Genomic DNA, 19,596 nt, shown 5'->3' on the forward strand with positions numbered 1-19,596 from the left:
GGCGCGCTTTTTGTGTGACCGACGTGGCCGCGTTTTCCTTTGACAAGCTGGTGATTTTCGGTGTCGGCCTGATCGGCGGATCGCTTGCGCGCGCGCTGCGCGAGCGCGGCGAAGCCGACGGGGCGCGCACGGTAATCGGCGTGGGCCGTTCGGCTGCGTCGAGCGCGCGTGCGCTGGAACTGGGCGTGATCGACGGCGCCGCCGCATTGAACGACGACGCGGCGTTGCGCAACGCGCTCGCGGGCGCCGACTTGGTGCTGCTCGCGGCGCCCGTCGCGCAGACCCAGCCGCTGCTCGAGCGCATCGCGCCGTTCCTCGACGCGAACACCATCGTGACCGATGCCGGTAGCACCAAGTCCGACGTCGTGGCCGCGGCTCGTGCCGCGCTCGGCGCGCGCATCGGGCAGTTCGTGCCGGGGCATCCGATTGCCGGCCGCGAGTCGAGCGGCGTCGAGGCCGCGTTGCCCGACCTGTACGTCGGCCGCAATGTCGTGCTGTGTCCGTTGCCGGAAAATGCACCGCATACCGTCGAGCGTGTGGCGGCGATGTGGCGCGCGACCGGCGCACTCTTGCGCGACATGGCGCCGGAGCAGCACGACCGCGTGTTTGCGTCGGTCAGTCATTTGCCGCATGTGTTGTCGTTCGCGCTCGTCGAGCAGATTCTGAATTCGCCCGATGCCGCGTTGAAGTTTTCTTTCGCCGCGGGCGGTTTTCGCGACTTCACGCGCATTGCGGCGTCGAGTCCCGAAATGTGGCGCGACGTCTGTGTCGCCAACCGCGCCGCACTGCTCGACGAACTCGACGCCTACACGGCGGTGCTCGCGCGGCTGCGCACGGCGATAGAAGCTGGCGACGGCGCCGGGCTCGAAGCCGTATTCGCGCGCTCGCGCGTGGCGCGCACAGAGTGGCAGGAACAACGCGCGGGCGGCGCCGCGCAAGGCGACGCATCGAAATAGCCGCGTCGAAATAACCGGAAACTGGACTCAATCATGGAATTCCTCGATCTCGGACCATTTTCTCGTGCGTCCGGCACGGTTCGTCTGCCTGGCTCGAAAAGCATTTCGAACCGGGTGCTGCTGCTCGCCGCGCTCGCCGAAGGCGAAACGACGATCACGAACCTGCTCGATTCCGACGACACGCGCGTCATGCTCGACGCGCTCGAGAAACTCGGCGTGCGTCTGAAGCGCGAAGGCGATACGTGCGTCGTGACCGGCACGCGCGGCGCGTTCACCGCGCGCACGGCCGATCTCTTTCTCGGCAACGCCGGCACGGCGGTTCGCCCGCTGACGGCGGCGCTCGCCGTGAATGGCGGCAATTACCGCATCCACGGCGTGCCGCGCATGCACGAGCGGCCGATCGGCGATCTCGTCGACGGGCTGCGGCAGATCGGCGCGAGAATCGACTACGAGGAAAACGAGGGCTATCCGCCGCTGCGCATCCGCCCCGGGCAGATTTCCGCCGAGGCGCCGATCCGCGTGCGCGGCGACGTCTCGAGTCAATTCCTCACGTCGCTTCTGATGACGCTGCCGCTCGTGCGCACCGCAAGCGGCGTGACCACCGTTCAGGTAGACGGCGAACTGATCTCGAAGCCCTATATCGAGATCACGATCAAGCTGATGGCGCGTTTCGGCATCGACGTTGAGCGCAATGGCTGGCATCAGTTCGTCGTGCCGGCAGGACAGCGCTATCAGTCGCCGGGCACGATCATGGTGGAAGGCGATGCGTCGTCGGCGTCTTATCTGCTCGCGGCCGGAGCGCTCGGCGGCGGGCCGGTGAAAGTCGAAGGCGTCGGCCGTTCGAGCATTCAGGGCGACGTCGGCTTCGCGGACGCGCTCATCAGAATGGGCGCGAACCTGCAAATGGGCGACGACTGGATCGAAGTGCGCGGCGTCGGCACCGACCACGGCAAGCTCGACCCGATCGACATGGACTTCAACCTGATTCCGGACGCCGCGATGACTATCGCGGTCGCCGCGCTGTTCGCCGACGGTACGACCACGCTGCGCAACATCGCGAGCTGGCGCGTGAAAGAGACCGACCGGATCGCGGCCATGGCGACGGAACTTCGCAAGGTCGGCGCAAAAGTCGAGGAGGGCGAAGACTTCCTGATGGTCACGCCGCCTGAAAAGCTGATCCCGAACGCGTCGATCGACACGTACGACGATCACCGCATGGCGATGTGTTTTTCGCTCGTGAGCCTGGGCGGCGTGCCGGTGCGGATCAACGACCCGAAGTGCGTCGCCAAGACATTCCCCGATTATTTCGAGCGCTTCACCGCGCTCACTCACCCTTGATTCGCTACGAATCGCCTGACGTGCGACCTTTTCGATGAAACCGATCCGTCCCTTTCACCAGACGCCCGTCATTACAATCGACGGCCCCAGTGCCTCCGGCAAAGGCACCGTGGCCGCGCTGGTCGCCGCGAGCCTCGGCTTTCACCTGCTCGACAGCGGCGCGCTGTACCGGCTCGCGGCGCTCGCGAGCATCCGCTACAACGTCGCGGCAGACGACGTCGACGCGCTTGTAAAGCTGATCGACGACCTGCATATCACGTTTCGCGAGGGTTTGGCGCAACTCGACGGTGTCGATGTCTCGGCGGAAATTCGCGCGGAGGAAGTCGGCAGCCGTGCGTCGGCGATCGCCGTGCACGCGCCGGTGCGCGCCGCTCTGGTGGCGCGCCAACGGGCTTTTCGTAAGGAACCGGGGCTGGTCGCGGACGGTCGCGACATGGGCACCGTCATCTTCCAGGACGCCGTTCTGAAGGTGTTCATGACCGCCAGCGTGGAGGCCCGCGCGGCGCGGCGGCATAAGCAATTGATACAAAAAGGCTTTTCTGCTAATATTGATGACTTGCTCCGGAATTTGCGCGAGCGTGACGAGCGCGACAGTCAGCGCTCAGCCGCGCCGCTTAAGCCCGCAGCGGATGCAAAACTGCTCGACACGTCCGCCTTGTCGGTCGATCAGGCGGTCGAGCAGGTGGTGCAATGGTACGAAGCCCTGGTCCATGCGTGATTGATTGCCTGACGCATGGCTGCCATGAAGCATGGCTCTCGCCGAACAGGCGGCCGCGGTCGTAGTTTCATTGATTGCTGGTGCTTCGCGATGGTCGCGAAGCGTTGTATTAACCCTTTAACCCCGCGTGGCATTCGCATTCTTGCCGTAGTTGCTGACCGTCCGGCCAGCCGGGCAGCGCGAGAACCATGCAAATTTCGATTTTTATGTCCGACCTGCAAACCTCTACCCCGAATACCGAATCTTTTGCGGCTCTGTTCGAAGAGTCGCTGACCAAGCAAGACATGCGCGCCGGCGAAGTGATCTCCGCCGAAGTCGTGCGTGTCGACCACAACTTCGTGGTCGTCAACGCTGGTCTCAAGTCCGAAGCCTACATCCCGCTCGAAGAGTTCCTGAATGACGCGGGCGAGGTAGAAGTGCAGGCGGGCGACTTCGTTTCCGTCGCGATCGACGCGCTGGAAAACGGCTATGGCGACACGATCCTGTCGCGCGACAAGGCGAAGCGTCTGGCTTCGTGGCTGTCGCTGGAAAAGGCTCTCGACAACAACGAACTCGTGACCGGCACGATCACGGGCAAGGTCAAGGGCGGCATGACCGTGATGGTCAACGGCATCCGCGCGTTCCTGCCGGGTTCGCTGGTCGACACGCGTCCGGTCAAGGACACGACCCCGTACGAAGGCAAGACGCTGGAATTCCGCGTCATCAAGCTCGACCGCAAGCGTAACAACGTCGTGCTGTCGCGCCGCGCCGTGATCGAAGCAACCCAGGGCGAAGAGCGCGCGAAGCTGCTCGAAACGCTGAAGGAAGGCGCGATCGTGGAAGGCGTGGTCAAGAACATCACCGACTACGGCGCGTTCGTGGACCTCGGCGGTATCGACGGCCTGCTGCACATCACCGACATCGCATGGCGTCGCGTGCGTCACCCGAGCGAAGTGCTGTCGGTTGGCCAGGAAGTTACCGCGAAGATCCTCAAGTTCGACCAGGAAAAGAACCGCGTTTCGCTCGGTATCAAGCAACTGGGCGACGATCCGTGGGAAGGCATCTCGCGCCGTTACCCGTCGGGCACGCGTCTGTTCGGTAAGGTCACCAACATCACCGACTACGGCGCATTCGTCGAAGTGGAATCGGGCATCGAAGGCCTCGTCCACGTGTCGGAAATGGACTGGACGAACAAGAACGTTGCACCGTCGAAGGTTGTGCAACTGGGCGACGAAGTCGAAGTCATGGTTCTCGAAATCGACGAAGACCGCCGCCGTATCAGCCTCGGCATGAAGCAGTGCAAGCCGAACCCGTGGGACGACTTCAGCCGCAACTTCAAGAAGGGCGACAAGCTGCAAGGCGCAATCAAGTCGATCACCGACTTCGGCGTCTTCATCGGTCTGCCGGGCGGCATCGACGGTCTGGTTCACCTGTCGGACCTGTCGTGGTCGGAAACGGGCGAAGAAGCCGTTCGCAAGTACAAGAAGGGCGACGAAGTGGAAGCGATTGTTCTCGGCATCGACGTCGAGAAGGAACGCATTTCGCTGGGTATCAAGCAGCTCGAAGGCGACCCGTTCAGCAACTTCGTTGCAATGAACGACAAGGGTTCGATCGTCGACGGCGTGGTCAAGACGGTGGACGCGAAGGGTGCAGTGGTTCAGTTGTCGACGGAAGTCGAAGGCTACCTGCGCGCTTCGGAAATCGCACAAGACCGCGTGGAAGATGCTCGCAACGTGCTGAAGGAAGGCGACAAGGTCAACGCGATGATCATCAACATCGATCGCAAGTCGCGTGGCATCAACCTGTCGATCAAGGCGAAGGACTCGGCTGAGCAACAGGAAGCGATCCGCGGCCTGGCTTCGTCGGATTCCAGCGCGGCTGCTACCGGCACGACGAACCTCGGCGCGCTGCTGAAGGCCAAGCTCGACGGCCAGAACCAGTAATTGAGGAACGCCCCCAGCCTGCCGTTCGCGGCAGGTTCCCCAACGGGGAAGTCTTGGGGGTGGCTCGGCGTTTTCTTGAGAGGTCTGCTGCAGTATGACCAAATCGGAATTGGTCGCCCAACTGGCTACGCGTTTTCCGCAACTTGTATTGAAAGATGCGGATTTCGCGGTCAAGACGATGCTCGATGCGATGTCTGAGGCGCTTGCCAAAGGTCACCGCATCGAAATTCGAGGTTTCGGCAGCTTTGGCCTGAACCGCCGTCCTTCCCGCGTCGGGCGCAATCCGAAGTCGGGCGAAAAAGTGCTGGTGCCTGAGAAGTACGTACCGCATTTCAAGCCGGGCAAGGAGTTGCGTGAGCGGGTCGATCGTCGTGCGGGCGAGCCGTTGAAGGCCGAAGAGCCGGATGACGATCTGTAAAAGACCGCTCTGTGCGCGTTATGCACTCTGCAGCGGTCGGCAAAAGACCAGAAAAAGCGCCTTTAGGCGCTTTTTTTTCGCCCAGGCGCTTTGTCGACACGCAGGCATGTACTCCACTAACGGCGCCCCGAGCCGTGCTATCAGTCGCGCTCGAAACCGCGCTCTCGGCGAGCCGCGCTTTTACTCCAGCTTCCTGTCCCGCTCCCAGCCGCATTTCGCATCGCGTTTCGCCGGCACATTCTGTAAGCCCGCGATCCGCCAGTTCCTGCCCAGCCGCGAGGGCTTCAATTACAATACGGGTCACTTCGGCGCGGGCAAATACCGTGGCGCGACGCGTCATCAGGCCGGCGTCACCCCGCAACTGCCGTCAAGAGATCTATTCATGAAATTTATCGTCTGGCTGATCCGTGTACTGGTGTTCGTGCTGCTGCTCGTGTTGGCACTCTCCAATACACAACCCGCTACGCTGAATTTCCTCGCGGGTTACGCCTGGTCGGCACCGCTCATCCTGATCGGCCTCGCGTTTTTCGCGGTCGGGCTTGTCGCCGGCCTTGTTTCGTCGATGCCGGCCGTAGTCCGCCTTCGCATGGAAAACGGCCGATTGAAGCGCGAGTTGCGGGTGGCTCGCGAGGCGCCGGTGGTTGTCGAACAGCCGCCCATGCCGCCGTTGATCTGATTGTGCCGTTCGCCGCGCGCCCCTTGCGCGACATCCCGTTCCCGCCTTCCGGCTCATTTGCATTCATCGCATGGATCTAGACTTCTGGTGGCTGCTCGTCATTCCCGTCGCTTTCGCGTTCGGCTGGATGGCTGCGCGCTACGACCTCAAGACGCTGCTGTCAGAAAGCGCCAATCTGCCGCGTTCCTATTTCCGCGGCCTCAATTTCCTGCTCAACGAGCAGCCGGACCAGGCAATCGACGCGTTTATCGAAGTCGTCAAGCTCGATCCCGAAACCGTCGAATTGCATTTCGCGCTCGGCAACCTGTTCCGCCGCCGCGGCGAGACGGATCGCGCGATACGCGTGCATCAGAATCTTCTCAGCCGCGCCGATCTGCCGGTCAGTGAGCGCGATCACGCGCTGTTCGAACTCGGGCAGGACTTCCTGAAGGCCGGTCTGCTGGACCGCGCGGAAGAAACCTTCCGTTCGCTCGAAACCGGCGACTACGCGTTGGGCGCGCAGCGTGCGCTCCTCACCATCTACGAAATCGAGAAGGACTGGATCAAGTCGATCGACACAGCCCGGCATCTCGAAACGATGGGCGCGGAGTCGCTGGACAAGGAAATCGCGCAGTTCCATTGCGAGCTTGCGCAGGAAGCGCTGCAACACCAGAAGCCCGACGAAGCGCGCCGTCAACTCGGCTTCGCGCTGAAGGCGAACCCCGGCAACGTGCGCGCCACGATTCTGTTCGGCGATGTCGACGCAGCCGGCGGCGCGCAGGAAGCCGCGATCGCGCAATGGCGGCGCGTCGAGGAGCAGAATCCGGCGTATCTGCCGCTTGTCGCCGAAAAGCTGATGAAGGCCTATGAAGCGCTCGGCCGCGCGCAGGAAGGCGCCGATCTGCTCACCACGTGGGTTGACCGCTATCCGAGCAACGATCTGCTCGACGTCGCCTATCAGCACGTCGCGTCGTTGCGCGGGCCGGACGCCGCGCACGCGCTGGCCCGTTCGCAGATGCAGAAGTCGCCGAATCTCGCCGGCATGACGCGCCTGCTCGAGGCGCAGCAGGCTGTCGCGGAGGAGCCGCGGCGCAGCGAGCTCGAACTGATGCGCACGCTGATCCGCCAGCGCACCAAGAATCTGCCGCGCTATACGTGCCAGAATTGCGGTTTCAGGGCGCGGCTTTTCTACTGGCAGTGTCCCGGCTGCAGCGGTTGGGAAACCTACGCGCCGCGCCGGGTCGAGCCGATCACTGCGTCGAACTGAGGTCGCCCGCGGCTTCGGCAGCGTGTTCATGACCGGAATCATCACCGGAACTTTCAACCGGAAAGCGTATGAAAATCACCATTATCGGCACTGGCTATGTGGGCCTCGTCACGGGCGCATGTCTCGCTGAAATCGGCAACGACGTCTTCTGTCTCGACGTCGATCCGCGCAAGATCGAAATCCTCAACAACGGCGGCGTGCCGATCCACGAGCCGGGCCTGCAGGAAATCATCGCGCGCACGCGCGCGGCCGGGCGCATCACGTTTTCGACGGACATCGAGGCGAGCGTCGCACACGGCGACGTGCAGTTCATCGCGGTAGGCACGCCGCCCGACGAAGACGGCTCGGCGGATCTGCAATACGTGCTCGAAGCGGCGCGCAATATCGGCCGCACGATGAACGGCTTCAAGGTGATCGTCGATAAGTCGACGGTGCCGGTCGGCACCGCGCAGCGCGTGCGCGCGGTCGTCGAAGAAGAGCTCGCGAAGCGCGGGCTCGCGGGCAGCGAAAAGCATCGCTTCTCGGTCGTGTCGAATCCCGAGTTTCTGAAGGAAGGCGCGGCGGTGGACGACTTCATGCGGCCCGACCGCATCGTGCTCGGCAGCGACGAAGACCAGGCCGGCCAGCGCGCGCGCGAACTGATGAAGCGCCTCTACGCGCCGTTTAACCGCAACCACGAACGCACGCTCTACATGGACGTGCGCTCGGCCGAATTCACGAAATACGCGGCCAACGCGATGCTGGCCACGCGCATCTCGTTCATGAACGAAATGTCGAATCTCGCGGACCGCGTCGGCGCCGACATCGAGGCGGTGCGCCGCGGCATCGGCTCCGATCCGCGTATCGGCTATCACTTCCTGTACGCCGGCTGCGGCTACGGCGGCTCGTGCTTCCCGAAAGACGTGCAGGCTTTGATTCGCACCGCGAGCGAAGAGGGCCACAATCTGCGCATTCTCGAAGCCGTCGAGGAAGTGAACGACAAGCAGAAAGACGTGCTCGTGCAGAAGATCACGCACAAGTGGGGCAACGATCTGGCCGGCCGCACGTTCGCCGTCTGGGGCCTCGCGTTCAAGCCGAATACCGACGACATGCGCGAAGCGCCGAGCCGTCGCGTGATCGCCGAGCTTCTCGCGCGCGGCGCGCAGGTGCGCGCGTACGATCCGGTGGCCGTGACCGAAGCCCGCCGCGTCTTCGCGATGGATCTGCACGACGCGCCCGACCAGCTCGCGCGTCTCACGTTCACGAGCACGCAGGACGAAACGCTCACGAACGCCGATGCGCTTGTGGTCGTCACCGAATGGAAGGAGTTCAAGAGCCCGGACTTCGTGCATCTGAAATCGGTGCTGAAGTCGCCGGTCATTTTCGACGGCCGCAATCTGTATGAACCGGATGCGATGAACGAACTCGGCATCGACTATCACTCGATTGGACGCCCCTATGCCCAACCCACTGAACTTGCGACCGATGTCTGAGGCGCGGCCCGGCTCCATCACACCATCGCCGTCGCCGTCGCCGGCTCTGACGGTGGTGCCGCGCGCGCAACTCGCGGCCGCGCGCGTGCTTGTCGTCGGCGACGTGATGCTCGATCGCTACTGGTTCGGCGACGTCAATCGCATCTCGCCGGAAGCACCGGTGCCGGTCGTCCACGTGCAGCGCCAGGAAGACCGCCTCGGCGGCGCGGCCAACGTCGCGCGCAATGCGGCGGCGCTCGGCGCGCAAGCGGGCCTGCTGTGCGTCGTCGGACATGACGAGCCCGGCGAGCGCATCGTGCAGTTGCTCGGCGAGAGCGGCGTGAATCCGCATCTGGAACGCGACCCCGCGCTGCTCACGACGATCAAGCTGCGCGTGCTGTCGCGTCAACAGCAGTTGCTGCGTGTCGATTTCGAGAACTCGCCGGCGCACGAGGTGCTGCTTGCAAGCCTCGCGCGCTTCGACGAATTGCTGCCCGCGCACGACGTGATCCTGATGTCCGATTACGCGAAGGGCGGGCTCACGCACGTCACGCAGATGATCGCGAGAGCGCATGCCGCGGGCAAGCCTGTGCTGGTCGATCCGAAGGGCGACGACTGGGAGCGTTACCGCGGCGCCACGCTCATCACGCCGAATCGCGCGGAGTTGCGCGAGGTGGTTGGCCAGTGGAAGTCCGAAGAAGACCTGATCGAGCGCGTGAACAAACTGCGCGCGGATCTGCAGTTCAAGGCGCTGTTGCTCACGCGTTCGGAAGAAGGCATGACGCTCTTCTCCGACGACGGCATCCTGCACGCATCGGCCGTCGCGCGCGAAGTGTATGATGTTTCGGGCGCGGGCGACACCGTGATCGCGACGCTCGCGGCCATGCTGGGCGCGGGTCTCACGCTGGTCGAAGCAGTCGGTCTCGCCAATCGCGCAGCCGGCATCGTGGTCGGTAAGCTAGGCACGGCCACCGTCGACTACGACGAACTCTTTCACTGACGCGGCCCGCCCGATCCTGCACCGCAAGCCGACGGCAGCGCGCAAGAAGGATCGGCGGAACGCCAACCAGACCTGCCGATCGAAGCCGGCGTCTCGTCGCCCGCTTCAATCCTACACAAGGCTCATTACCGCGGGACCATCATGACTCTCATCGTCACCGGCGCGGCCGGCTTTATCGGCAGCAACCTCGTGAAAGCGCTCAACGAGCGCGGCGAACAACGCATCATCGCCGTCGACAATCTGACGCGCGCCGACAAGTTCAAGAATCTGGTCGACTGCGAAATCGACGACTATCTGGATAAGACCGAATTCGTCGAGCGCTTCAAGCGCGGCGACTTCGGCAAAGTGCGCGCGATCTTCCACGAAGGCGCCTGTTCGGACACGATGGAAACCGACGGCCGCTACATGATGGACAACAACTTCCGCTACAGCCGCGACGTGCTCGACGTGTGCCTCGCGCAGAACATCCAGTTCCTGTATGCGTCGTCGGCGGCAACGTATGGCGGCTCGAGCCGTTTCGTCGAAGAACGCGAAGTCGAGCAGCCGCTGAACGTGTACGGCTATTCGAAGTTTCTGTTCGACCAGGTGATCCGCCGCGTGCTGCCCACGGCGAAAAGCCAGATCGCGGGCTTTCGCTATTTCAACGTCTACGGTCCGCGCGAAACGCATAAGGCGCGCATGGCGTCGGTAGCGTTTCACAACTTCAACCAGTTCCGCGCCGAGGGCAAGGTCAAGCTGTTCGGCGAATACAACGGCTATGCCGCGGGCGAGCAGACGCGCGATTTCGTCTCGGTGGAAGACGTGGTCAAGGTCAACCTGTTCTTCTTCGACAACCCGGACAAGTCGGGCATCTTCAATCTGGGCAGCGGACGCGCGCAGCCGTTCAACGACATCGCGAGCACGGTCGTTAATACCTTGCGCGCGCTGAACAACGAGCCGCCGCTGTCGCTCGCCGACCAGGTGCAGCGCGGCCTGATCGAATACATTCCGTTCCCCGACGCATTGCGCGGCAAGTATCAGTGCTTCACGCAGGCGGATCAGTCGAAGCTGCGCGCGGCTGGCTACGATGCGCCGTTTCTGAGCGTGCAGGAAGGTGTCGACCGATACGTACGTTGGCTATTCGGCCAGGTGTAAATAGTTCGGATACCTGTTTAAACTGGAATCTCCCGGTTGGTGATGTCGCCAACCGGTTGTACAAGGGAGATTCCATATGTTTCGAAAAATTCTGGTTACCGCGGCCATGCTCGCCGCTTTCGGCCACGCGTATGCGTCGGTTGACGTCAACACGGCTAACGAGGACGCGCTGCGCGGCGTCAAAGGCATCGGTCCTGCCAAAGCGAAAGCCATTCTCGAAGAGCGCGCCGCACATGGTCCGTTCAAGGACCCGGCCGACCTCGGCAAGCGCGTCAAGGGCATGGGCGGGCATACCGTCGAGCGCCTGCAGGCGGAGGGTCTCGCTGTCGGTCCGGCTGGCGCGGCTGCTGGCCCGCAGGTTGCGGCGTCTTCACAGAACAAGGGCGCGGCCGTTGCGGCCAATACGCCGAAAGGCGGCGCTACCGTGGCGGTGAAGAAATAGCCTGACAGCCTGACGCGGGGTCGCGCGCGGCGCGTGTAGCCGCGCGCGATTCGCCATCGTTGTCCTTCATGGTTGGAGCCGGCAATGCCGCTCCTTAAGCTGTCATTCGCATGACTGGCTCCCGCGGTACTCAGCCGCGGGTTTTTTGCGTGCGCGCGGCGTGCATCCATGCGGCGAGAAGGGCCGCGCGGCAGCGGCGGGCACCGTGGTTTAGAATCGATGGATTGAGACTCCGCGCATCGACAGCACCTGAACCGATATGGCTTACAAAACAATTGAAGACACGATCGGCAATACGCCGCTCGTGCAACTCGTCCGGCTCACCGACGACGAGATCCGCAGCCGCAATAACGTGGTGCTCGCCAAGCTCGAGGGCAACAATCCCGCCGGCTCGGTGAAGGACCGCCCGGCGTTGTCGATGATCAAGAAAGCGGAAGCGCGCGGCCGTATCAAACCGGGCGACACGCTGATCGAATCGACGAGCGGCAACACCGGCATCGCACTCGCGATGGCCGCGGCGATCCGCGGCTACAAGATGGTGCTGATCATGCCGGAAGATCTGTCGGTGGAGCGCCGTCAGAGCATGGCCGCGTATGGCGCGCAAATCATCCTCACGCCGGTCACGGGCGGCATGGAGTACGCGCGCGATCTTGCCGAACAGATGCAGCGCGACGGCAAGGGCATCATCCTCGATCAGTTCGCGAACCCGGACAATCCGGCGTCGCACGTCGAAGGCACGGGCCCCGAAATCTGGCGCGACACCGAAGGGCGCATCACCCACTTCGTTTCGTCGATGGGGACGACCGGCACGATCATGGGCGTGTCCACGTATCTGAAGCAGCAGAACCAGGCAATCGAGATTATCGGCGCGCAGCCGGAGGAAGGTTCGCGCATTCCAGGCATCCGCAAATGGCCGGAAGCGTATCTGCCGAAAATTTTCGACCGCAGCCGCGTGGACCGCGTCGAGAACGTGAGCCAGGCGGCAGCCGAGGCAATGGCCCGGCGTCTTGCATCGGTGGAAGGGATTTTCGCGGGCATCTCGTCGGGCGGCGCATGTGAAGTCGCGTTGCGCGTCGCGCGGCAAGTCGAGAACGCGACCATCGTGTTTATCGTCTGCGATCGCGGCGACCGTTATTTGTCGACGGGCGTGTTTCCGGCGTAAGGCGGCAATACGGGTGCGGCTGGCGGCGTTCGGCGCCTTGCTTGCGGACAAAGAAAAAGCGCCTGCCGGCGCTTTTTTCTTTTCCATCACATCACATGCGAAGCGCTCAGACAGCGCGCCTCGCGTTGCATGGTGTCATTGCGAAGCGTCGCTCGCCGGCGCCGCGTTATCGACGGAATTGCCGTTGGAATTGCCGTTGACATTGCCGCCGTCGCTCGCTTCCATCTGCGACTTGATGCGCTGCCCCAACTGATAAACCGCGAGCGCATAAAAGAAGCTGCGGTTATAGCGCGTCAGCACATAGAAGTTCTTCAGGCCCAGCATGTATTCCGTGCCGCGTCCGGGCGAGGGCAGGTCGACCACCGTAACCGGCGTTGCCACTTCAGAAGAGATATTCACGTTCGGCTCATTGAGCACGAGCCCGGCGCGCAACAACTGGTCGAGCGGCCAATGCGGTTCCGGCGCGCCGTCGGCGGCTGCTTGCGCGACGCCGAGGCTGCCCGCATCGCTACCGATCTTCCACACGACCGGCCGGCCGTTCTCCCAACCGTTCTTGCGCAGATAGTTGGCGACGCTGCCGATTGCATCCGCCTGGCTCGTGCGCAGGTCGATGTCCTTGTGGCCATCGTAGCTGACCGCATACTGCACGATGCTGCTCGGCAGAAATTGCGGAATGCCGATCGCGCCGGTGTACGAGCCGAGCACAGTGCTCGGATCGATCTGCGAATCGCGCGTCCACACCAGGTAGTCTTCGAGATTCTTGCGGAAGGTCGCCTGGCGGTCCGCGCGATTCGGTGTATTCGGGTAATCGAAACTGAGCGTGGTCAGTGCGTCGAGCACGCGGAAGTTGCCCATGAAACGCCCGTAAATCGTCTCCACGCCGAGAATGCCGACGATCACTTCCGGCGGCACGCCGAACTCTTCATACGCGCGCTGCAGCGTGGCCCGATTCGCGCGCCAGAAACGGATGCCGGCGTTGATGCGGATCTGATCGAGAAAGCGCGACTGGTACACGCGCCAGTTTTTCACCGCGGCCGACGGCGACGGCGTGACCAGCTTCACCGCGGTCGCCGAATAGCTGACGCCGGCGAACAGCGAATGCAGCGCCGCTTCGTCGAAATCGTAGCGCGCCGCCATGTCGTTGATGAACGCATCGACATTCGCGTTGTTCGCGTAACGCTGCGGAATAATTTCTTCCTCGAACGTTTGCCCTTGCGGAACGGCGGTTTGCGGCTGCGCCTGAGCGACAAGTACGGGCGGTTTTTTGCCGGTGCTCTGCGCGAGAGCCGGAGTGGTTGCCATGAACATGCACGATGCGGTGGAGAGTGCGGCGGCGATGGTTCGGATGCTGAGCCGGTTTCGTGCAGACAGAGCAAGCTTGACGGTCATAGTGAGCTGGGGGCGCAGAGCGAAAGGACAAAGACGGGAGGAAAACGGAACGGGCAGTATACCCGAGGCCTCTTGCGAAACTGTGCCGGACACGTCACAGCGGCGTGATGCGGAACGACGCGTCATCGCTGCGTCGTGTGGTAACTTCATGAATGTTGGCGCGCCGTGGGCGCGCGCCCCTGGACGGAGACACGCCGCGCACGCTGCCAGCGCTGCGCCGCAGAAAAGAATCATGGCAACAGGTTTCTATTCCCACGCCGACTGTCTGCTGCACGATATGGGGCAATGGCATCCCGAATGCCCCGCACGGCTGCAGGCCATCGAAGATCAATTGATCGCGAGCCGCATCGACGCGTTGATCGAACGCGAATCGCCGCCGCTCGCCGACGAAGCGGCGCTGCTGCGCGTGCATACGCAGGCGCACATCGACTACATCCGTAGCTGTTCGCCTGCCGAGGGCCGCGCCGAGATCGACCCCGACACGTCGATGAACCCGCACACCTTGCAGGCGGCGTTACGCGCAGCCGGCGCGGCGGTGGCCGCTACCGACGCGGTCATCGAAGGCCGCTTCGACAACGCTTTTTGCAGCGTGCGCCCGCCCGGCCATCACGCCGAGCCGGCGCGTGCAATGGGCTTCTGCTTCTTCAACAACGTCGCCATCGCCGCGCGTCATGCGCTCGAGGTGCACGGCTTGCAGCGCGTTGCGATCATCGACTTCGACGTGCATCACGGCAACGGCACCGAAGCGGCGTTTTCCGGCGACCCGCGCGTGCTGATGTGCAGCATCTTCCAGCATCCGTTCTATCCGTTCACGGGCGCGGACAATCAGGCGCCCAACATGTGCAATGTGCCGATGCCCGCGCGCTCGAAAGGCATGGCCGTGCGCGAGGCGGTGGACATGCTGTGGCTGCCGCGTCTGAACGACTTCAAGCCGGAGATGCTGTTTATCTCGGCGGGCTTCGACGCGCATCGCGAAGACGATCTGGGCAACATGGGCCTCGTCGAAGACGACTACGTGTGGATCACCGAGCAGATGCGCGACGTCGCGAAACGCTATGCGAACGGACGGATCGTGAGTTGTCTCGAAGGCGGCTACAACCTGTCCGCGCTCGGGCGCAGCGTGGTTGCCCACGTGCGCGCGCTGGCCGAAATCTGAGGAAGAGCAAGCCATGAACGAGGATGCACGCAGCGCTTCGCTAGTGGAGACGGAAACCGGCGCGTACGGCGTACCCGGCGTCGTGCGTCTGACGATGAACCGGCCCGACGCCTTCAACGCGCTCTCCGAAGGCATGCTCGACGCGTTGCAGGACGCGTTGAACGAAGTCGCGCGATCGGAGGCGCGCGTGGTCGTGATCGCCGGCGCTGGGCGCGCGTTCTGCGCGGGACATGATCTGAAGGAAATGCGCGCGGCGCCGTCGCTTGCGTATTACCAGGCGCTGTTCGCCCGTTGCACGAAACTCATGATGACGATCCAGCGCTTGCCGCAGCCGGTGATCGCGCGAGTGCATGGCATCGCGACGGCGGCGGGCTGCCAGCTCGTCGCGATGTGCGATCTCGCCGTGGCTGCAGATACCGCGCGTTTCGCTGTGTCGGGCGTGAATCTCGGGCTCTTCTGCGCGACGCCGTCGGTGCCGCTGTCGCGCAATCTGTCGCGCAAGGCGGCGCTCGAAATGCTGTTGACCGGCGATTTCATCGACGCCGCCGAGGCGAAGCAGCAGGGCCTCGTCAATCGCGTCGTGCCGCTGGACTCGCTCGACGCGGAAGTGGCGCGGCTTGCCACCAGCATCTGCGCGAAACCGGTCGAGGCGGTCAGCGCCGGCAAGGGTCTCTTCTACCGGCAACTGGAAATGGGCATCGAGGCCGCGTATCAACTCGCGGGCCAGACGATGGCCTGCAACATGATGGACGACTCCGCGCTCGAGGGCGTGCAGGCGTTCATCGACAAACGCCCGCCTGACTGGAAGCGCTAGGCGTTAAAGCGCCGGCTCCGCGCGCTGAAGGACCCACTCGATCAGTTCGCCGATCACGCGATCGCGGTCGAGATCGTTCATCGTCTCGTGATAGCTCGATTCGTAGAGCCTGAGCGTCTTGTCCGGCGAGCCGGCGTGCTCGCCGAACGTTCGGCTGCCTTCGGGCTCCGTGAGTTTATCGGCGGTGCCGTGATAGACGAGAAGCGGCAGACGCAGTCCCGCGCGTCCGCGTTCGATGCGCGCCATCGCGAGCAGCAACTCAGCGCCGGTGCGCGCCGGAATCGCGGCATGATGCACGAGCGGGTCGCTGCGATTGGCGTCCACGACGGATTGCACCCGAGACAGCAGCGCGGCGTCGATTTTCATCGCCGGAAAGCCTGGCCAGACGCGGCTGATAACCTGACTCAGCGCGAGCATCCAGCCCGGCACGTCGCGGCCAGGCGCGAGCGCGGGGCTCGACAGGATCAGACCGCTCAGATTGGCGCGGCTGCCTGTTGCTTGCGAGGCGGCGCTGGCGCGCTCGATTGCGTAGAGCGCGGCGATAGCGCCGCCCATGCTATGGCCCATCAGGAACAGCGGCGTCTCGGTCCGCACAGTGCGCGCCGCGGCGTCGAGCAACGCCTGCGCATCCAGCAGGTAATCGTCGAATCGTTCGACGTAGGCGCGCTTGCCGGGCGCGCGGCCGTGACCGCGCAAGTCGATCGCCAGCAGTTCGATCCCGGCTGCATTGAGCCGTGCGGCCAGCGCCGAATAGCGGCACGCATGCTCGGCGAGTCCGTGAATCAGCGCAATGCTCGCGCGCGGCGCTTCGCGGGTTGGCCAACGGTAGAGCGGCAGTTGGAGGCCATCCGACGTGGGGGCGGTCGAGCGCACCGGCTCCGCGCTGTCTGCGCCGGTTTCAACGTGAGTGGCGAACGGCTGTTGCGAGGTCTCCATGGCGCGCGTCCGTGAATTGGGGTTCGCGCGATCATAGACCGTCGCCCCTCGCGTCAGCGGAAATGGGCGGCGGGTCCGTCCTCTAATATCTAACAGTTATGAAAAGATCGTAATTGATTATTAAAGGGAATGCCCCGGGCGCGGTAGAATCGCGGGCTCAAATTCCCAATAAAAGTAACGGCGGCCGCTTGGCCGGGGAGCGCACGACGCTCGTCGGCAAACCCGCCGTTTCGTTTTTCCATGATCGAAATACGCAATATCTCTCAGCGGTTCGCGGGGCCCCGGGGCTGGGTCGAGGCGCTGCACAACGTCAATCTGTCGATTCCGGCGGGCGAGGTGTTCGGCATCATCGGCCGCAGCGGCGCGGGCAAGAGCACGCTGGTCCGCACGATCAATCTGCTGACGCGTCCGACCGAAGGCAACATCGTCGTCGACGGCCGCGATCTGACCACGCTGCCCGCCGCGCAATTGCGCGAAGCGCGCCGCGAGATCGGCATGATCTTTCAGCACTTCAATTTGCTGTCGTCGCGCACGGTGTTCGAGAACGTCGCGTTGCCGCTCGAGCTTGCCGGCATGAAGCGCGACGAGATCGAGGCGAACGTGTTGCCGCTGCTGGAACTCGTGGGCCTGTCCGCGCAGAAGGACCGCTACCCGGCGCAGATCAGCGGCGGGCAGAAGCAGCGCGTCGGCATCGCGCGCGCGTTGGCAAGCAAGCCGAAGGTGCTGCTTTCCGACGAAGCGACGTCCGCGCTCGATCCCGAAACCACCCGCTCGATTCTCGATCTGCTCAAGCGCATCAACCGCGAACTGAACCTGACCGTCGTGCTGATCACGCATCAGATGGATGTGATCAAGCAGGTGTGCGATCGCGTCGCCGTGCTCGACGCGGGCCGCGTCGTCGAACAGGGCAAGGTGATCGACGTGTTTCTGCAGCCGCATCACGAAGTCACGCGCGCGCTGATCGGCGACGTGATCGCGCAGGAACTGCCGCCCGCGATGAAGGCACGCGTCGCCGAACGTCTGAAGACGGGCAGCGGCCATTTGCTGCGCCTCGCGTTCACGGGTTCGGGCGTCGATCAGCCGATTCTCTCCGAGACGATTCGCCGCTACGAACTCGACTTCAACATCCTGCACGGCCAGATCGACGAGATTCAGGGGCAGGCGTTCGGCTCGCTCGCGGTGCTCGCGGGCGGCGAACCGGCGAAGGTGGCGCAGGCGCTCGCGTATCTGCGCGAACAGGGTGTGGTGGTGGAGGAGCTCTCGTATGTTGAGTGAAATGTTCGATATGTTCGTCCAGTCGTTCTGGGAAACGCTCGTGATGGTGGGCATTTCCGGACTGGTCGGCGCGTTGGTGGGCTTGCCGCTCGGCGTGCTGCTGTATCTGACCGACCGTCAGGGCGTGTTGCAGAACGTCGCGGTGAATCGCGTCGTCGGCATGGTCGTGAATGCGGTGCGCTCGACGCCGTTCATCATCCTGCTCGTGGCGGTGATTCCGTTCACCCGCCTCGTGGTCGGATCGTCGATCGGCACGGCCGCGGCCGTGGTGCCGCTGACGATTGCCGCGGCGCCGTTCATCGCGCGTCTCGTGGAAACGGCGCTGCGCGAAGTCGATCGCGGGCTGATCGAAGCGGCTCAGGCGATGGGCGCGACCACCAGCCAGATCGTCTTCAAGGTGCTGTTGCCGGAATCGCTGCCGGGCGTCGTGGCCGGCTTGACCATCACGTTTGTCTCGCTGGTCGGCTATTCGGCGATGGCCGGTGCGATCGGCGGCGGCGGTCTTGGCGACCTCGGCATTCGCTACGGGTATCAGCGTTTTCTGCCGGAAGTCATGTTGACGGTCGTCGTGATTCTTATCGTGTTCGTGCAGTTGGTGCAGTCGTTCGGGGATTGGCTCGTGCGTCGTCTGAGCCATAAATAAATCAAAAGGTCCATCATGCAACGTCGTTTCATACTCAAGCTGGTCGCGGCATTCGGCGCCGCGTCGCTGTTCGCCGCGAATGCGGCCCACGCTGAAGACACCATCAAGGTCGGCGTGACCGGCGGTCCGCACGCGCAGATCATGGAAGTCGTGAAGAGCGTCGCCGCAAAGAACGGTCTGAACATCAAGGTCGTCGAGTTCTCCGACTACGTGCAGCCGAACGCGGCGCTCGCGGGCGGCGATCTGGACGCCAACAGCTATCAGCACGACCCGTACTTGCAGGCGCAGGTCAAGGACCGCGGCTACAAGCTGATTCGCGTCGCGGATACGGTCACGTACCCGATGGGCATCTACTCGAAGAAGGTGAAGTCGCTGGCCGAACTGCCGCAAGGCGCGAAGATCGCGGTGCCGAACGATCCGACCAACGGCGGCCGCGCCTTGCTGCTGCTGCAAAAGCAGGGGCTGCTGAAGCTGCGTGCCGAAGCGGGCCTGAAGGCGACGCCGCTCGACATCGTCGAAAATCCGAAGAAGCTGAAGATTGTCGAACTGGACGCTGCGCAGATTCCGCGCTCGCTCAACGACGTGGACGCCGCTGCGATCAACACCAACTTCGCGATGGAAGCCGGCCTCAAGCCGAAGCAGGATGCGATCGCGATCGAAGACCCGAAGGGTCCGTACGTGAACGTCATCGCGATCCGCGAGGCCGACAAAAACAAGCCGTGGGTCGCCAAGCTCGTGGCTGCCTACCATTCGCCGGAAGTGAAGCAGTTTGTCGACAGCAAATTCGGCGGTTCGGTGGTCACGGCCTGGTGATCTGAAGCCGTCAGATACCGCGTGAGCAGCCGGCGATATGAAAATTAGAGTCGTAAATCGGAACCCGGGGTTGTCACCCGGGTTTTTTCGCGATTAAAATAGAACGA

At 63.5% G+C, this 19,596-nt stretch carries 19 protein-coding genes; 17 read left to right on the top strand and 2 right to left on the bottom strand.

The genetic code is table 11. The features are described from left to right. Nucleotides 1–14 precede the first annotated feature (14 nt). The 12 genes from C8K18_RS00495 (at nucleotide 15) to cysM (ending at nucleotide 12,463) form a co-directional block, all read left to right on the top strand. Nucleotides 15–956 (top strand): prephenate dehydrogenase/arogenate dehydrogenase family protein, encoded by a 942-nt coding sequence (locus tag C8K18_RS00495; protein ID WP_107706407.1) that lies wholly within the window; start codon nucleotides 15–17, stop codon nucleotides 954–956. A gap of 33 nt (nucleotides 957–989) precedes the next feature. Continuing rightward, complete coding sequence (gene aroA / locus C8K18_RS00500; protein WP_006050252.1) at nucleotides 990–2,294, top strand: 3-phosphoshikimate 1-carboxyvinyltransferase; 1,305 nt, start codon at nucleotides 990–992, stop codon at nucleotides 2,292–2,294. 34 nt (nucleotides 2,295–2,328) lie between these two features. Further along, entirely contained in the window at nucleotides 2,329–3,012 is a 684-nt protein-coding gene (gene cmk, locus C8K18_RS00505; RefSeq protein ID WP_107706408.1) for a (d)CMP kinase, read from the top strand. Between the two features lie 188 nt (nucleotides 3,013–3,200). Next, nucleotides 3,201–4,934: a 30S ribosomal protein S1 gene (gene rpsA, locus C8K18_RS00510; protein ID WP_006050254.1), complete on the top strand. Its 1,734-nt coding sequence runs from the start codon at nucleotides 3,201–3,203 to the stop codon at nucleotides 4,932–4,934. Nucleotides 4,935–5,028: 94 nt separating this feature from the next. Next, a complete protein-coding gene (locus C8K18_RS00515) occupies nucleotides 5,029–5,352 on the top strand; it encodes an integration host factor subunit beta (protein ID WP_006050255.1) in 324 nt (107 codons plus the stop codon). A gap of 382 nt (nucleotides 5,353–5,734) precedes the next feature. Then, a complete protein-coding gene (locus tag C8K18_RS00520; RefSeq protein ID WP_029967902.1) occupies nucleotides 5,735–6,028 on the top strand; it encodes a lipopolysaccharide assembly LapA domain-containing protein in 294 nt (97 codons plus the stop codon). A 70-nt stretch (nucleotides 6,029–6,098) separates the two neighbouring features. Beyond that, complete coding sequence (lapB, locus tag C8K18_RS00525; RefSeq protein ID WP_006050257.1) at nucleotides 6,099–7,274, top strand: lipopolysaccharide assembly protein LapB; 1,176 nt, start codon at nucleotides 6,099–6,101, stop codon at nucleotides 7,272–7,274. A gap of 68 nt (nucleotides 7,275–7,342) precedes the next feature. Beyond that, on the top strand, nucleotides 7,343–8,746 hold the full coding sequence (locus C8K18_RS00530) for a UDP-glucose/GDP-mannose dehydrogenase family protein (protein WP_029967901.1): 1,404 nt from the start codon (nucleotides 7,343–7,345) through the stop codon (nucleotides 8,744–8,746). Then, entirely contained in the window at nucleotides 8,712–9,725 is a 1,014-nt protein-coding gene (rfaE1, locus tag C8K18_RS00535) for a D-glycero-beta-D-manno-heptose-7-phosphate kinase (RefSeq protein ID WP_006050259.1), read from the top strand. The genes C8K18_RS00530 and rfaE1 overlap by 35 nt, the downstream gene beginning before the upstream one ends. A gap of 141 nt (nucleotides 9,726–9,866) precedes the next feature. Continuing rightward, complete coding sequence (gene rfaD / locus C8K18_RS00540; RefSeq protein ID WP_006050260.1) at nucleotides 9,867–10,859, top strand: ADP-glyceromanno-heptose 6-epimerase; 993 nt, start codon at nucleotides 9,867–9,869, stop codon at nucleotides 10,857–10,859. A 76-nt stretch (nucleotides 10,860–10,935) separates the two neighbouring features. Beyond that, nucleotides 10,936–11,301 carry a helix-hairpin-helix domain-containing protein gene (locus tag C8K18_RS00545; RefSeq protein WP_006050261.1) on the top strand — a complete coding sequence of 122 codons (366 nt, stop codon included), beginning with the start codon at nucleotides 10,936–10,938 and terminating at the stop codon, nucleotides 11,299–11,301. 259 nt (nucleotides 11,302–11,560) lie between these two features. Then, nucleotides 11,561–12,463, top strand: coding sequence for a cysteine synthase CysM (cysM, locus tag C8K18_RS00550; protein ID WP_006050262.1), 903 nt, complete (start codon nucleotides 11,561–11,563; stop codon nucleotides 12,461–12,463). Nucleotides 12,464–12,598: 135 nt separating this feature from the next. On the opposite strand, the gene mltB is transcribed toward cysM, so the two are convergent. Continuing rightward, complete coding sequence (gene mltB, locus C8K18_RS00555) at nucleotides 12,599–13,771, bottom strand: lytic murein transglycosylase B (RefSeq protein ID WP_181324778.1); 1,173 nt, start codon at nucleotides 13,769–13,771, stop codon at nucleotides 12,599–12,601. Nucleotides 13,772–14,084: 313 nt separating this feature from the next. On the opposite strand from mltB, the gene C8K18_RS00560 reads away from it, so the two are divergent. Both C8K18_RS00560 and C8K18_RS00565 read left to right on the top strand, forming a co-directional pair. Beyond that, nucleotides 14,085–15,008 (top strand): histone deacetylase family protein, encoded by a 924-nt coding sequence (locus C8K18_RS00560; RefSeq protein ID WP_107706410.1) that lies wholly within the window; start codon nucleotides 14,085–14,087, stop codon nucleotides 15,006–15,008. Nucleotides 15,009–15,021: 13 nt separating this feature from the next. Beyond that, nucleotides 15,022–15,822 carry an enoyl-CoA hydratase gene (locus tag C8K18_RS00565; protein WP_107706411.1) on the top strand — a complete coding sequence of 267 codons (801 nt, stop codon included), beginning with the start codon at nucleotides 15,022–15,024 and terminating at the stop codon, nucleotides 15,820–15,822. A gap of 3 nt (nucleotides 15,823–15,825) precedes the next feature. Here C8K18_RS00565 and C8K18_RS00570 read toward each other — a convergent pair whose 3' ends face one another. Beyond that, on the bottom strand, nucleotides 15,826–16,758 hold the full coding sequence (locus C8K18_RS00570; protein WP_181324780.1) for an alpha/beta hydrolase: 933 nt from the start codon (nucleotides 16,756–16,758) through the stop codon (nucleotides 15,826–15,828). A 240-nt stretch (nucleotides 16,759–16,998) separates the two neighbouring features. Between C8K18_RS00570 and C8K18_RS00575 the strand changes: the two genes are divergently transcribed. The 3 genes from C8K18_RS00575 to C8K18_RS00585 are packed head-to-tail and all read left to right on the top strand — an operon-like array spanning nucleotide 16,999 to nucleotide 19,489. Further along, complete coding sequence (locus C8K18_RS00575; protein ID WP_006050267.1) at nucleotides 16,999–18,033, top strand: methionine ABC transporter ATP-binding protein; 1,035 nt, start codon at nucleotides 16,999–17,001, stop codon at nucleotides 18,031–18,033. Further along, complete coding sequence (locus C8K18_RS00580; protein WP_006050268.1) at nucleotides 18,023–18,676, top strand: methionine ABC transporter permease; 654 nt, start codon at nucleotides 18,023–18,025, stop codon at nucleotides 18,674–18,676. Before C8K18_RS00575 ends, C8K18_RS00580 begins: the two co-directional genes overlap by 11 nt. Nucleotides 18,677–18,691: 15 nt before the next feature. Further along, nucleotides 18,692–19,489, top strand: coding sequence for a MetQ/NlpA family ABC transporter substrate-binding protein (locus C8K18_RS00585; RefSeq protein ID WP_006050269.1), 798 nt, complete (start codon nucleotides 18,692–18,694; stop codon nucleotides 19,487–19,489). Nucleotides 19,490–19,596: the final 107 nt, after the last annotated feature.

It is taken from the genome of Paraburkholderia sp. GV068, assembly GCF_003058125.1.
GTDB classification, from domain to species: domain Bacteria; phylum Pseudomonadota; class Gammaproteobacteria; order Burkholderiales; family Burkholderiaceae; genus Paraburkholderia; species Paraburkholderia graminis.

Excerpts from the sequence above, each read along its gene's own strand:
- aroA (WP_006050252.1), top strand. The coding sequence starts at position 990 with ATGGAATTCCTCGATCTCGGACCATTTTCTCGTGCGTCCGGCACGGTT.
- cmk (WP_107706408.1), top strand. The coding sequence starts at position 2,329 with ATGAAACCGATCCGTCCCTTTCACCAGACGCCCGTCATTACAATCGAC.
- rpsA (WP_006050254.1), top strand. The coding sequence starts at position 3,201 with ATGCAAATTTCGATTTTTATGTCCGACCTGCAAACCTCTACCCCGAAT.
- C8K18_RS00515 (WP_006050255.1), top strand. The coding sequence starts at position 5,029 with ATGACCAAATCGGAATTGGTCGCCCAACTGGCTACGCGTTTTCCGCAA.
- C8K18_RS00520 (WP_029967902.1), top strand. The coding sequence starts at position 5,735 with ATGAAATTTATCGTCTGGCTGATCCGTGTACTGGTGTTCGTGCTGCTG.
- lapB (WP_006050257.1), top strand. The coding sequence starts at position 6,099 with ATGGATCTAGACTTCTGGTGGCTGCTCGTCATTCCCGTCGCTTTCGCG.
- C8K18_RS00530 (WP_029967901.1), top strand. The coding sequence starts at position 7,343 with ATGAAAATCACCATTATCGGCACTGGCTATGTGGGCCTCGTCACGGGC.
- rfaE1 (WP_006050259.1), top strand. The coding sequence starts at position 8,712 with ATGCCCAACCCACTGAACTTGCGACCGATGTCTGAGGCGCGGCCCGGC.
- rfaD (WP_006050260.1), top strand. The coding sequence starts at position 9,867 with ATGACTCTCATCGTCACCGGCGCGGCCGGCTTTATCGGCAGCAACCTC.
- C8K18_RS00545 (WP_006050261.1), top strand. The coding sequence starts at position 10,936 with ATGTTTCGAAAAATTCTGGTTACCGCGGCCATGCTCGCCGCTTTCGGC.
- cysM (WP_006050262.1), top strand. The coding sequence starts at position 11,561 with ATGGCTTACAAAACAATTGAAGACACGATCGGCAATACGCCGCTCGTG.
- mltB (WP_181324778.1), bottom strand. The coding sequence starts at position 13,771 with ATGTTCATGGCAACCACTCCGGCTCTCGCGCAGAGCACCGGCAAAAAA.
- C8K18_RS00560 (WP_107706410.1), top strand. The coding sequence starts at position 14,085 with ATGGCAACAGGTTTCTATTCCCACGCCGACTGTCTGCTGCACGATATG.
- C8K18_RS00565 (WP_107706411.1), top strand. The coding sequence starts at position 15,022 with ATGAACGAGGATGCACGCAGCGCTTCGCTAGTGGAGACGGAAACCGGC.
- C8K18_RS00570 (WP_181324780.1), bottom strand. The coding sequence starts at position 16,758 with ATGGAGACCTCGCAACAGCCGTTCGCCACTCACGTTGAAACCGGCGCA.
- C8K18_RS00575 (WP_006050267.1), top strand. The coding sequence starts at position 16,999 with ATGATCGAAATACGCAATATCTCTCAGCGGTTCGCGGGGCCCCGGGGC.
- C8K18_RS00580 (WP_006050268.1), top strand. The coding sequence starts at position 18,023 with ATGTTGAGTGAAATGTTCGATATGTTCGTCCAGTCGTTCTGGGAAACG.
- C8K18_RS00585 (WP_006050269.1), top strand. The coding sequence starts at position 18,692 with ATGCAACGTCGTTTCATACTCAAGCTGGTCGCGGCATTCGGCGCCGCG.